This is a genomic window from Pseudomonas graminis (assembly GCF_900111735.1).
Classification (GTDB): Bacteria; Pseudomonadota; Gammaproteobacteria; order Pseudomonadales; family Pseudomonadaceae; genus Aquipseudomonas; species Aquipseudomonas graminis.
Genome location: NZ_FOHW01000008.1, coordinates 59,325 through 71,189, shown reverse-complemented (window position 1 = coordinate 71,189; position 11,865 = coordinate 59,325). Strand labels below are relative to the sequence as shown.

The window sequence follows — 11,865 nt, the reverse complement described above, 5'->3', positions numbered from 1 at the left end:
TGCCGCTGTGGGCCTCCCGATCAGGCCGGCCCGGCAGCAGAATCGACGCTGCCGTATGGCGCCAGATGCTCGCTCAGGTACTTGAGCAGAATACTCACCTTCGGCAGCGCCTCTCGGGTTTTCAGCCAGACCAGATTCATCGGCAGTCCATCGGTCGCAAGCTCCGGCAGCACTTCCACCAGCCGACCTTCGTTGAGGTGGGTTTGCACCAGCCAGGTCGGCAACTGGGCGATGCCATGCCCGGCCAGCGTGGCCGATACTTCGCCCTCGCCGTCGCCGACGGCAATGCGCGGATGAATGACCCGCCGCTCCTGATCACCCGGCACACGCCCGCGAAAATACCAGGGCCCGACCTGCCCGTCGGACTGGCCGTAAGCGATGCAATGATGATGTTCAAGATCCGCGTCCGTCTCCGGCCGACCGTGCTCGGCGATATAACTTGGCGCGGCACAGAACACCAGGCGCTGAGCGCCGATGAAACGATGCCCCAGCCCCGCCGCCCACGCGTCGCGACCACCGATCCTGACCACGATATCGATGCCTTCATGCACCGGATCGATAAACCGGTCGGAGAACGAAATATGCGGCTGCAGCAGCGGGTATTCCCTGACGAAATTGAGAATCAGCGGCAACACATGAAGACGCCCATAGGACGCGGGCAGATCAATCCGCACTCGGCCATGGGGTTCATGGCGCTCTGACGCAAGCGCCAGCTCGGCTTCTTCGAGATCAGCCAGCACGCCGCTGCAGGTGGCGTAGAACTTCACACCGGCTTCGGTAAGGGACAACCGGCGAGTTGTGCGGTTGAACAGGCGCTGGCCCAAACGCTGCTCCAGGCGGGCGATGCTTTTACTGACCGCCGAAGCTGTGAGGTTCAGCTTCAATGCCGCATTGGCGAAGCTGCCGAAATCGGCCACTGCCACGAATACGTCAATGCCTTTGAGACGCTCGGATGAGAACACGGGGGGGAACACCATTACTGAAATTAGTTCGCGATAGTAAGTCATTTATGTCGCGGATGAGAACACAGATCTCCAATAGGCTATCGCATCGACCTTTGGAGCTTCTTGCATGCAACCCTCACATTCCGCAACGGCGTCCGCGCCGGATGCCACCTCTCGATCAGGGATACAGATCCTGATCATGGCGATCGCTGCATTCATCATCGTCACCACTGAATTCCTGATCGTCGGACTGCTTCCGGCCATGGCCAAGGACCTGGGTGTATCCATCGCCGTGGCTGGCCAGGTGGTGACGCTGTTCGCCTTTACCGTGATGCTGTTCGGGCCTTTCCTGACGGCAAAACTCGCCGGCGTGGAACGCAAAAAGCTGTTCACCATCATCCTGCTGGTGTTTGCCGCCTCCAACGTGCTGGCGGCGCTGTCCACCAACATCTGGGTCATGGCCCTCGCGCGCTTCATTCCGGCGCTGGGCCTGCCCGTGTTCTGGGGCACCGCCAGCGAAACCGCCGGGCAACTGGCAGCGCCCGGCAAATCGGGTCAGGCCGTGTCGCGGGTTTACCTGGGCATTTCCGCCGCCCTGGTATTCGGCGTGCCGCTGGGCACCGTCGCCGCCGATACCCTCGGCTGGCGCGGCAGCTTCTGGGTGCTGGCCGTCATCTCGCTGGTCATCGCCATCCTGATGCAATTGTGTATGCCGACTTTGCCCTCCTCGCCTGCCAAACACGGCGAGAAGCAGACCGACATCCTCAAGCAGCCACGATTCCTCGCCCACGTATTGCTGTCGGTGCTCGCGTTCACCGCGATGTTCACGGCCTACACCTACCTGGCCGATATCCTCCAGACTCTGGCGGGCGTTCCGACCGACCAGGTCGGCTGGTGGCTGATGGGCTTCGGCGCGGTCGGCATGATCGGCAACCAATGGGGCGGAAAGTTGGTCGATCGCAGCCCGCTGGGCGCGATGGTACTGTTCCTGGTGATTCTGAGTATCGGCATGGCCGCCGCCATTCCATTGGCCACCGACCACATCTGGCTGATCGCCGCGCTGGTGCTGTGGGGCGTTGCGTACACCGCACTGTTCCCGGTCTGTCAGGTGCGTGTGATGCAGGCCGGTGCCAAGGCCCAGGCGTTGGCGGCGACCATGAATATCTCGGCGGCTAACGCTGGCATTGGTCTGGGTGCGATTTTTGGCGGCTTGGGCATCGGCCACTTCGGACTGGGGTCGCTCGGCTGGATCGCTACCGCGATCGCTGCCCTGGCGATTGTGGTTGCGCTGTTGATGATGCGTAAGCGCTGAGGAATCGGGCATTTCGACTTCGCGACTTCCTTTTCGCCGCGCTGTTGGTGGGGGCAACACTGCGAGTTAAAGCAGGCGATTCGCCCCCTTTATCCCAAGTAGCCAACGAAACTGATAGACTGCGCCCCGAAATTACTTAAGAGGAACGCTTCATGGCCACTAACCGCTCCCGTCGTCTGCGCAAAAAACTCTGTGTCGACGAGTTCCAGGAATTGGGCTTCGAACTGAAGCTGGGCTTCAAAGAGGACCTGGATGACGAGGCCATTGATGCTTTCCTCGACGCTTTTCTGATCGAGGCCATGGACGCTAACGGTCTGGACTACGTCGGCGGCGACGACTTCGGCCTGGTCTGCCTGGCAAACCGTGGTTCGGTCAGCGAAGAACAGCGCGCTGCCGTCGAAGCATGGCTCAAAGGCCGCAGCGAGCTGACTGAAGTTGAAGTCAGCCCTCTGCAGGACGCCTGGTATCCGGAAAAGCCGATCAACGCGGCTGTCTGATCATCTGGCGGGCCTTCCCGTCAGTTGATAACGAAAAAGCCATCCCTCGGGATGGCTTTTTTGTGCCTCGAATTCCTGTTTTCGCTTGCCAGAAGACCGCAAACGGATATCTCCCATCACACGCCCGAGCGTCAGCCCCAGTCCCGGCACTGCAGAGAAATTCACGGTTTAACGTGACTTTGAATGGACAAGCGCAAAAAATAGCGCCGTTTGACGGCAGTACCCCGGCGCAAGTCACGAAAGCTTGGGGCATAATGCCGCTTTACCGAAACGCCAGTGTCACGCCCTGCCATCGGGCATTTTCTGGCGGTTCGTTCACAGTGCGAGGGAATTTACCCCCTCTTCATCTCCGTTGTTTGCTGCAGTAGGGTTTATTGAATGATCAAGTCTTTGCGTCCGCTGTTTATCGCCACCCTGCTTTTGCCTGTCTCGTTCGCCATCGCCGCCGCTCCCATCAATACCGCCCTGCCCCCCAAGGTTCAGGAAGCACTCAAAGCCAGCAAGCTGCAAAACGATGCGCTGTCGCTGGTGATGCTGCCGGTCAGCGGGCCCGGCACCCCGACTGTTTTCAACGCCGATGTGTCGGTCAATCCAGCCTCGACCATGAAGCTGGTGACCACCTACGCTGCCCTGGAAATGCTCGGCCCGACCCACCAGTGGAAAACCGAGTTCTACACCGACGGCACCCTCAGCAATGGCGTTCTGCGCGGCAACCTGTACCTCAAGGGCGGCGGCGATCCGAAGCTGAACATGGAACGCCTGTGGCTGCTGATGCGCGATCTGCGGGCCAACGGCGTGCAGCAGGTGACCGGTGATCTGGTGCTCGATCGCAGCCATTTCGTGCAGCCGCAACTGCCGGTGTTCGATGACGACGGCAACGACAAGAACAAGCCGTTTCTGGTGCGTCCCGACTCTTTGATGGTCAACCTCAAGGCCCTGCGTTTCGTCACTCGCAACGACGGCGGGCGGATTCTGGTTTCAGTGGAGCCGCCCATCGCTGCCATCCACATCAACAATCAGGTCAAGGCCCTGTCGTCAAGCAAGTGCACCGGCGACGTGCTGTACAACCCGGTGCCGGCAGCCGATGGCGGCATCACCGTTACGGTGTCCGGTCAGTTGGGCGACGGCTGTAATTCCCAGACGTATCTGTCGCTGCTCGACCACCCGACCTACACCGCCGGTGCCGTGCGCGCCATCTGGCAGGAACTGGGCGGGACCATTCTCGGCAAAGACCGTCTGGACGTGACGCCGGGCAGCGCCAAACTGCTGGCCAAGGCCTTTTCGCCGGACCTGGCGGAAATCATCCGCGACATCAATAAATTCAGTAACAACACCATGGCCCAGCAACTGTTCCTGAGTCTGGGTGCTGAATTCCGTAACGAAGCCGACGGTGACGACGCGAAGGCCGCACAGCGTGTCGTGCGCCAATGGCTGGCCAAGAAAGGCATCATCGCGACGCATCTGGTAATGGAGAACGGTTCAGGCCTGTCCCGCGCCGAACGCGTCAGTGCTCGCGAAATGGCACAGATGCTCCAGGCCGCGTGGAACAGTCCGTTTCAAGCCGAATTCATGAGTTCGCTGCCGCTGGCAGGGATGGACGGCACCATGCGCAAACGCCTGAAACGTACAGCCCTGCGCGGTGAAGCGCACATCAAGACCGGCACATTGAACACCGTTCGGGCGATCTCCGGATTCAGCCGCGACAGCAACGGCAACACCTGGGTAGTGGTCGCGATCCTCAACGACCCGCGTCCGTGGGGTGCGTCTTCGGTGCTGGATGAAGTACTGGTCAGCCTGTACAACCAGCCGAAGCTGGCGAGCACGTCCATTTCGCTTCAGCAGTAAGCTCCTTCGCCGGGCTGCGCGACGTCGTTCAACGACGTGCTCGCAGCCCGGCTTCCCCCTGCTTACCCGCTCTGCCCTCCACCCCCCCTACCCCGGCCGACCGAGAATCTGCTCGCGCAGGTGCACGCCGACAGCATCTAACCGCGCTCGCTGACGGCAATGTCATGCACCTGCTCGAACACTGCCGCTATGATCGGTGCTCATCCCATCACAGGATTCGCGCTGCCAATGAAGACGTCCAGAACCCAAACCCTCCGCCGCTCCCTTCTCATCTCCGGATTGCTCAGCGCGCTGCTGTCGGCAGCGCTGCCAGCCCACGCCGAAGACGGCAAACCCACCCGCGTTCGCGGTGCCATTACTGCCGTCGAAGGCGATGCGCTGAACATTCACAGCAACCGCGGAGAGGACCTGAAGGTTGTGCTGACCCCTGACACCCAGATTCGCGGCGTCACCCTGGCGCAGGTGTCGGAAATCAAACCGGGCAGCTACATCGGCTCCGCAGCGGTGCCGCTGCCGGACGGTTCGTTGAAGGCGCTGGAGGTGCATGTGTTCCCGCCGGCAATGGCGGGCACAGGGGATGGCCATCGCGCCTTTGACCTGACGCCGGACAGCACGATGACCAACGGATCGGTCGGCGATCTCGTTGCCAGCAATGGCCGCACCATCACCGTGAATTACAAGGGCGGGCAGAAGAAGATCGTCATTCCTGATGACGTGCCGATCGTCAACCTGGTGCCAGGCGATCGCAGCTTGCTCAAGCCCGGCGTGAAGGTGGTGCTGCAAGCGCAGAAGGGCTCGGACAACACACTGACCGCGCTGTCGATTTCTGCCGGGGAAAATGGCGTGACACCGCCGATGTAAAACAGCCGCGGTGGACCGGCCGAGGTGAAGACCTTGCAGCGTTTAAAACCTGCGCGGAGCTTGGGTGGGCAGCGCAGGTCAGTGAATGCAGGATTGAATCAGAGGCAGGTCGCGAGCACCGCGCCACGCTGCTCAACCACCTTGGCGCCGGGCTTGGCGTAGAAATTGACCTTGGTCATGCCCGCCTTGCCCGCTACATCGGCGAAGTACTCGCCTTCGGTGGTGTAGACCGTGAAAGCGCCAGGATCGCCTTTCGCCATGAACACGTCCGCTACATCACCGAACAGCTGGACGTTGGCCCACGTCACCTTGATGCACTCGGCAACGGCGACCGCGGGTTTCTGACTGGTATAAACCTGCGCCGGCCCGGCCGAGCGTGTCTGGTTCAAGCTCATGCAGCCCGTTAACCCACCCGCCAGCATGATCAGTGCCACAGCGCCCGCCCAATGTTTCACCCCAGTCCCGTTCATCAAAAACCCTTTCCGTTGAAAAAGGAGCGATGTTACCAGCAACATCAAGCGAGCCCCATGGGTAAGCCGTCAGGGCGGTTAATCGTCCAGCCCGGCAGGCGGTGCGGCGGGGGCAGCCTTGCCGGGCTTGCCCGGTTTACCCGACGGCGTCGTGTTCTTCGGTTCAGCGACCGGAGCCGGTGGCGCAGCGGCGGCCGCTTCCTTCTCGGCCATCGGCATCTGGTCGATGGTGCTGAAAATGTCCTTCGGATCGATGGGACCGTTGTGGGTCATTTTCTTCTCACCGTCTTTGCCCACCAGGATCACCTGAGCCTGCCCACCCGCTTGGGCGCCAAGCTTGAGCTCCCGGACCAGTGCCATGGTGGTCTGAGCGTCGAGGTCTTTGCCGTTACGCTGCCCGACCGTATTGATGATGGTGTAGAGGACCATGTCGCGCTTGGCGAATCCCTCCTTGTTGGCAGGCTCGTCCAGGTTTTTCTTCAGGCCCACCAGCGTCGCGTCCACCGAACTCGACGCGATGACGATCAGTGGACGAGTCTTGCCGCGCTCCTGGGAAAGTGGGCCATCACCGTCGGCAGCCAGCAACGGGCTCGATACGGCGAACAAAACGGCAAGGGTCAACGACCGGCTAAACATACACACCTCCTCTGGATTTCCATGCACTGATGATCGCGCATCATGGGAAAAGGTCCAGACGGTAGCGGGAAAAAAACCGGATTTATTTCGCGGTCTGCGATGGCTCACGGGGCTGAAATCGGGTTGAGACGTCCGGCCATAGGGGCTATGGCTGACCTGAGGAAGGCTGGCCTGAGGTGAACATTCAGGCAATAAAAAAGGGCGAATCTTTCGATTCGCCCTTTTTTGTCACCGCCCAGCAGAGCGGATTTTGTTTGGTAGGCGCGATTGGACTCGAACCAACGACCCCCACCATGTCAAGGTGGTGCTCTAACCAACTGAGCTACGTGCCTGCTGTGGGTCGGCATTCTACGGATATTCAAATAGCTGTCAACGTCTTTTTCGCCCAGTAAGCCTATGAATATGCAAATTATTTCCCCGGCACATCGACACGGGCGGATTGACCCCGGGGGCGACAGTTGCTCCGCCAGATTCGGGCGATTAACACCGTGACCTGCGTGCGGATAGTCAGCCCCTACTCGCTCGAATCAGCGACAGCCTGTCAGCCTTGCCCGCCCGATATGCCGCCTGTCGCCGTGATGGCACTTCGGACAAACATCCGATGCCCAATGACCACAAGGAATTACGACACGGAGATCACCTGATGAACAGATCACTCGCTGCAATAACGCTGGGCTGCGCGCTGTCCTGCACCTCCCTTGCCGCGCTGGCTGGCGCCACGTCGCCTGACATGGGTCCGCCACCATCGCAAACCGGTATCGACCCACGCGTACAGGGCAGCGACCCGGCCCGCCAAGGGTCCGAGGTGGACACGCAAACCAAGAAAGGCATCAGCATTGGCGGCGGCACGTCGATGAGCAATGGCACGGGCAACAAGAACGATGCTGACTTGCCCGGTGGCGATACCACCACCGGCGGCGGCAGCAAGGGCTCGGGCTCGTCAAGTGCCGGGGGCGCAGGCGGCTGATAGCCACCCACGCACTTGAGACAGCAGAGGGCGCTTGAACAGCGCCCTTTTCGTGCCTGGTTGTCGTGGATGACCGGCGTGCTTTGATATAGTGCGTCGCCGCCGCGCTCGAAACAGAGTCGCGGGCCCGGGCGTCATCAACAGTGGAGAGCGGCACCGTGGGCATGAAAAAATCAGCGCTGGAACTCAAGCGTGACCTGAGCAGCATTGCGGCCAATCTGGAAAGCACTGCCGGCGAAATCAGCCGCTTGGCCGAACGTGTCAACGATGTGGATGTGGTCGCGGTGTTGCACTTGATGAATCAGCAGTACAAGGACGCTGATCGGCTGCGCGCCTATGTGGACGAGATCAGAGCGGGCCGCATTACTCGCGCCAAGGGCGAGTGACAGAACCGCGGAACGACCACACGGCCCGGATGATTCAGGTTCGAGCACAAAAAAAGGGTGACCCTTGCGGGCCACCCTTTTTCTTTACCGCCCAGCAGAGCGGATTTGTTTGGTAGGCGCGATTGGACTCGAACCAACGACCCCCACCATGTCAAGGTGGTGCTCTAACCAACTGAGCTACGTGCCTGCTGTGGGGCGGCATTCTACCGAGATTCGAAACGCTGTCAACTTCGATTCATCCCTAAGCCTATGAATGTGCGAGCTATTTGCGCCGGCGCTCATGAACCGGGTTGAGTCAATGTGCCTATGCCTCGGCAGCAAACGCCTTTACCAGGCGGCAAACCTCCCACGGCGGCTGGCCGCCAAATTTCATCTCAGGTAGGATCCGCCCATTCGTAAAAAATATAAAACAGGGGTTACAGGATGACGAACACGCCATACCCACATTCCTACTACGCCGCTTCCGCCAACCCCGTTCCGGTTCGGCCTCGGCTGCAAGGGGACGTCGAGACCGACGTGGTCATCATCGGCGCAGGTTACACCGGACTCTCCAGCGCGCTGTTTCTCCTGGAACACGGCTTCAAGGTCACCGTGCTGGAAGCCGCAAAAGTCGGTTTCGGCGCCTCGGGCCGTAACGGCGGGCAAATCGTCAACAGTTACAGCCGCGACATCGACACCATCGAAAAGACGGTCGGACCGAAGGAAGCGCAACTGCTCGGGCACATGGCTTTCGAGGGCGCGCAGATCATCCGGGACCGCGTCGCCAAATACCAGATCCAGTGCGACCTGAAAGATGGCGGCGTTTTCGCCGCGATCACGCCCAAGCAGATGGGCCATCTGGAATCGCAAAAACTTCTCTGGGAACGCTACGGGCACACGCAGCTGGAGCTGATGGACCAGCGCCGCATCCGTGAAGTGGTGGCATGCGACCAATACATTGGCGGCCTGCTCGACATGAGCGGCGGTCATATCCACCCGCTGAACCTGGCGCTGGGCGAAGCGGCGGCGGTCGAGTCGCTGGGTGGAGTCATTTACGAACAGTCGGCGGCAACGCGCATTGATCGCGGCGCCAGCCCGGTGGTGCACACCGCCGAGGGCAAGGTTCGGGCGAAGTTCGTCATCGTCGCGGGCAACGCCTATCTGGGCAATCTGGTCCCGGAACTGGCGGCCAAGTCGATGCCCTGCGGCACTCAGGTCATTACAACCGAGCCGCTGAGCAAGGAACTGGCGAGCACACTGCTGCCCCAGGATTACTGCGTCGAGGATTGCAACTACCTGCTGGATTACTACCGGCTTTCCGGCGACAAGCGTCTGATCTTCGGCGGCGGCGTGGTGTACGGCGCGCGCGACCCGGCAAATATCGAAGCCATCATCCGGCCGAAGATGCTCAAGGCGTTTCCGCAACTGAAAGACGTGAAGATCGATTACGCCTGGACCGGCAACTTCCTGCTGACCTTGTCGCGGTTGCCGCAAGTCGGCCGGCTGGGCGATAACATCTACTACTCCCAGGGATGCAGCGGCCACGGGGTGACCTACACCCATCTGGCCGGCAAAGTGCTGGCCGAAGCCTTGCGCGGACAGGCAGAACGATTCGACGCCTTCGCCGGCCTGCCCCACTACCCGTTCCCCGGCGGGCAACTCTTGCGCACGCCGCTGACGGCATTGGGTGCCTGGTATTACAGCCTGCGGGACAAGCTGGGGTTCTGACGGACCACGCCGGTAAGTCTCCCGGGCTCGGATGTCCGTCCCATTGTAGGAGCGCGCTTGCCCGCGAATGCCATCGATCAGGCGCTAAAGGGGCGACTGACCCACCGCGTTCGCCAGCAAGCCGGTTCCTACAGGTTTTGCAACCAGCCCGGAATCACCACTCATTTTTCTGAGCGGGAAGCCGGATTGTTCAGCGCCTTGACCGCCTCACCCGCCGCCTGTTCCTGCCCGGCCTGGGCCAGATCATTGGCGGCCTTCAGCCAGCGCTCACGGTCCACCGGCACCGGCACCTGGCGCGGGCCCTGAATCAGCACGGCCCAGTTGCCGGCGTCGTTCCAGTCCGAAGTAAACGAATCGAAGCTCGTCGTCACTCGCCCCGGCCCGGTATAGATCAGCACCGTACGCTTGTTCTGATCAAAGCCGACCAGCACGCCGTAGCGCTGCTCTTTCCACATCAGGGAGCCGTCCGAAAACCGTACCAGAACCGGATACCCCGCCGACACCTGGGCCAGCAGATCAGGCAGACCATGGTCGACGGGGTACACCACAAAGCCGTATTCCCGAGCCAGGTCCAGCATGCTGCGGTCGAGCCGGTCTTCGGCGCCCGGCAGTTTCAGCGGTTTTTCCAGCAACCCGGGCGTGGTTTGTACGCCATGCACGGTCAGCATGCTGGCCAGCGCGAAGGGTGCGCTCTGATAATCCTTGCCCCGGAACGACGGCACCGCGTTGATTTCCACCCGGTCGGGCAGCGTCTTGTACATCGGCGGGTAGCCGGGCTTCCAGTTGTGGGCATTCGAGCAACCTGCCAAGACCAGCACGGCAGCAAGGGCCAGCCATTTGCGTCGACCCGCAACGCTATCCAATCGCGTCAATGCCCGCACATTCTTCACTCTTTTGACTGATGGAGACGGATGCCGAGATCCGGCCGAAGCGCGGATGATAGAGCCGCCACCGGTTGCGGTATAGCCCGAAGCGCTGTCAACGCGAGCGGATAGAACGAATCGGTCATGCAATTGCTACCATCGGTCAATTTTTAGCAACAACAGGGAAGCTAGACTGTCGATTACCAAGAGACGAAGAGAAGAGCCGGAGGAAGCCATGAGCCTCGGAATGACCATTGTGATGTTGATCGGTGCCTGGCTGGCCGTTGCGGCTGCCATGTTGTGGGGGGTGATGCGCATCTCGCGTCGCCATCATCCGCATTATCGGGAAACCGAAGCCGCGAAATCCGTAGAGCGTGCACAACGCAAAATCCGTCATGTCACGGCGCACTGATACTGCCGTGTACTGATGGATCACAGTACAAACGAAAACGGTCGGTAATGGCTTTCCATTCCCGACCGTTTTTTATTGCCTCGCTATTTACCGCTTCTTCCTTCCTGCTCCGCCCTTGATAGTCAGGCGGAGCTCACCTCGGCGTCAGACCTTCTGGCCCTGCGCCTCGGCTTCCAGACGGCGCTGGCGGGACCGGCGAACCAGCATGTTCAGCACTTCAATCAGCGCCGAGAACGCCATGGCGGTGTACACATAGCCTTTCGGTACGTGGGCGCCGAAGCCTTCAGCGATCAGCGTCATGCCGATCATGATCAGGAAGCCCAGCGCCAACATGACCACGGTCGGGTTGTCGTTGATGAACTTGGCGAGAGGCTCCGACGCCACCAGCATCACGACCACGGCGGCCACTACGGCGATGACCATGATCGGCAAGTGCTCGGTCATGCCAACGGCGGTGACGATACTGTCGATGGAGAACACCAGGTCGAGCATCAGAATCTGACCGATCGCTGCAGCCATGCCCAGGGTGACGGTGCTGGAAGCGGCTTTCTCGGCTTCGCTCTTGATGTCGACACTGTGGTGGATCTCGGTGGTGGCCTTCCAGACCAGGAACAAGCCACCGGCAATCAGGATCATGTCCTTCCAGGAGAACGTCTGGCCGAACACTTCGACCACCGGCGCAGTCAGCTGAACAATCCACGCCACGGTGGTCAGCAGGCCCAGACGCAGGATCAACGCCATGCTGATACCGATCCGGCGCGCCTTGGTGCGCTGATGCACCGGCAGCTTGTTGGTGAGGATCGAGATGAAGATGAGGTTGTCGATACCGAGCACGATTTCCATGACGACCAGTGTCGCCAGGGCGATCCACGCCGTTGGGCTTGCAGCCAGTTCCAGAAGGTATTCCATATAACGAGTGTCCAGTATCAGTTCAGGGGATAGGGCGGCATTCTAGGGACGGAAAC

13 protein-coding genes and 2 tRNA genes are annotated in these 11,865 nt (G+C 60.7%); 8 read left to right on the top strand and 7 right to left on the bottom strand.

Annotation, left to right across the window (positions count from 1 at the left end):
- Positions 1-20: 20 nt before the first annotated feature.
- Complete coding sequence (locus tag BMY98_RS08350; RefSeq protein ID WP_074887516.1) at positions 21-962, bottom strand: LysR family transcriptional regulator; 942 nt, start codon at positions 960-962, stop codon at positions 21-23.
- Between the two features lie 109 nt (positions 963-1,071).
- Between BMY98_RS08350 and BMY98_RS08345 the strand changes: the two genes are divergently transcribed.
- From BMY98_RS08345 to BMY98_RS08330, 4 genes are all read left to right on the top strand, one after another.
- Positions 1,072-2,256 (top strand): MFS transporter, encoded by a 1,185-nt coding sequence (locus BMY98_RS08345; RefSeq protein ID WP_074887268.1) that lies wholly within the window; start codon positions 1,072-1,074, stop codon positions 2,254-2,256.
- A 152-nt stretch (positions 2,257-2,408) separates the two neighbouring features.
- Positions 2,409-2,753: a YggL family protein gene (locus tag BMY98_RS08340; RefSeq protein WP_074887265.1), complete on the top strand. Its 345-nt coding sequence runs from the start codon at positions 2,409-2,411 to the stop codon at positions 2,751-2,753.
- A 378-nt stretch (positions 2,754-3,131) separates the two neighbouring features.
- On the top strand, positions 3,132-4,598 hold the full coding sequence (gene dacB, locus BMY98_RS08335; RefSeq protein WP_074887261.1) for a D-alanyl-D-alanine carboxypeptidase/D-alanyl-D-alanine endopeptidase: 1,467 nt from the start codon (positions 3,132-3,134) through the stop codon (positions 4,596-4,598).
- Between the two features lie 228 nt (positions 4,599-4,826).
- Positions 4,827-5,459, top strand: a complete 633-nt coding sequence (locus tag BMY98_RS08330; protein ID WP_074887257.1) for a DUF5666 domain-containing protein — start codon at positions 4,827-4,829, stop codon at positions 5,457-5,459.
- 98 nt (positions 5,460-5,557) lie between these two features.
- Here the strand turns inward: BMY98_RS08330 and BMY98_RS08325 are convergent, their stop codons facing one another.
- The 3 genes from BMY98_RS08325 to BMY98_RS08315 form a co-directional block, all read right to left on the bottom strand.
- Entirely contained in the window at positions 5,558-5,848 is a 291-nt protein-coding gene (locus tag BMY98_RS08325) for a 2-oxoacid ferredoxin oxidoreductase (RefSeq protein WP_425438852.1), read from the bottom strand.
- A 159-nt stretch (positions 5,849-6,007) separates the two neighbouring features.
- Positions 6,008-6,565, bottom strand: a complete 558-nt coding sequence (locus BMY98_RS08320; protein WP_074887253.1) for a DUF4174 domain-containing protein — start codon at positions 6,563-6,565, stop codon at positions 6,008-6,010.
- A 255-nt stretch (positions 6,566-6,820) separates the two neighbouring features.
- Positions 6,821-6,897, bottom strand: a tRNA-Val gene (locus BMY98_RS08315).
- A gap of 311 nt (positions 6,898-7,208) precedes the next feature.
- On the opposite strand from BMY98_RS08315, the gene BMY98_RS08310 reads away from it, so the two are divergent.
- Both BMY98_RS08310 and BMY98_RS08305 read left to right on the top strand, forming a co-directional pair.
- The gene (locus tag BMY98_RS08310) at positions 7,209-7,532 is read left to right on the top strand and encodes a hypothetical protein (protein ID WP_074887250.1); all 324 of its coding nucleotides are present in this window, start codon (positions 7,209-7,211) and stop codon (positions 7,530-7,532) included.
- Positions 7,533-7,696: 164 nt separating this feature from the next.
- Complete coding sequence (locus tag BMY98_RS08305) at positions 7,697-7,918, top strand: hypothetical protein (protein WP_245760036.1); 222 nt, start codon at positions 7,697-7,699, stop codon at positions 7,916-7,918.
- A 110-nt stretch (positions 7,919-8,028) separates the two neighbouring features.
- On the opposite strand, the gene BMY98_RS08300 is transcribed toward BMY98_RS08305, so the two are convergent.
- Positions 8,029-8,105 (bottom strand) — tRNA-Val (locus BMY98_RS08300).
- 236 nt (positions 8,106-8,341) lie between these two features.
- Here BMY98_RS08300 and BMY98_RS08295 point away from each other — a divergent pair.
- Complete coding sequence (locus BMY98_RS08295; RefSeq protein ID WP_074887246.1) at positions 8,342-9,625, top strand: NAD(P)/FAD-dependent oxidoreductase; 1,284 nt, start codon at positions 8,342-8,344, stop codon at positions 9,623-9,625.
- A gap of 161 nt (positions 9,626-9,786) precedes the next feature.
- Here BMY98_RS08295 and BMY98_RS08290 read toward each other — a convergent pair whose 3' ends face one another.
- Positions 9,787-10,506, bottom strand: a complete 720-nt coding sequence (locus BMY98_RS08290; protein WP_074887244.1) for a hypothetical protein — start codon at positions 10,504-10,506, stop codon at positions 9,787-9,789.
- Between the two features lie 217 nt (positions 10,507-10,723).
- Between BMY98_RS08290 and BMY98_RS27265 the strand changes: the two genes are divergently transcribed.
- Positions 10,724-10,900 (top strand): hypothetical protein, encoded by a 177-nt coding sequence (locus tag BMY98_RS27265; protein ID WP_175514151.1) that lies wholly within the window; start codon positions 10,724-10,726, stop codon positions 10,898-10,900.
- A 144-nt stretch (positions 10,901-11,044) separates the two neighbouring features.
- Here the strand turns inward: BMY98_RS27265 and BMY98_RS08285 are convergent, their stop codons facing one another.
- On the bottom strand, positions 11,045-11,809 hold the full coding sequence (locus tag BMY98_RS08285; protein ID WP_074887242.1) for a TerC family protein: 765 nt from the start codon (positions 11,807-11,809) through the stop codon (positions 11,045-11,047).
- Between the last annotated feature and the right edge of the window lie 56 nt (positions 11,810-11,865).

Coding starts and splice junctions, on each gene's coding strand:
- BMY98_RS27265 (WP_175514151.1), top strand. CDS start 10,724: ATGAGCCTCGGAATGACCATTGTGATGTTGATCGGTGCCTGGCTGGCC.
- BMY98_RS08340 (WP_074887265.1), top strand. CDS start 2,409: ATGGCCACTAACCGCTCCCGTCGTCTGCGCAAAAAACTCTGTGTCGAC.
- BMY98_RS08295 (WP_074887246.1), top strand. CDS start 8,342: ATGACGAACACGCCATACCCACATTCCTACTACGCCGCTTCCGCCAAC.
- BMY98_RS08305 (WP_245760036.1), top strand. CDS start 7,697: ATGAAAAAATCAGCGCTGGAACTCAAGCGTGACCTGAGCAGCATTGCG.
- BMY98_RS08310 (WP_074887250.1), top strand. CDS start 7,209: ATGAACAGATCACTCGCTGCAATAACGCTGGGCTGCGCGCTGTCCTGC.
- BMY98_RS08320 (WP_074887253.1), bottom strand. CDS start 6,565: ATGTTTAGCCGGTCGTTGACCCTTGCCGTTTTGTTCGCCGTATCGAGC.
- BMY98_RS08285 (WP_074887242.1), bottom strand. CDS start 11,809: ATGGAATACCTTCTGGAACTGGCTGCAAGCCCAACGGCGTGGATCGCC.
- BMY98_RS08345 (WP_074887268.1), top strand. CDS start 1,072: ATGCAACCCTCACATTCCGCAACGGCGTCCGCGCCGGATGCCACCTCT.
- dacB (WP_074887261.1), top strand. CDS start 3,132: ATGATCAAGTCTTTGCGTCCGCTGTTTATCGCCACCCTGCTTTTGCCT.
- BMY98_RS08330 (WP_074887257.1), top strand. CDS start 4,827: ATGAAGACGTCCAGAACCCAAACCCTCCGCCGCTCCCTTCTCATCTCC.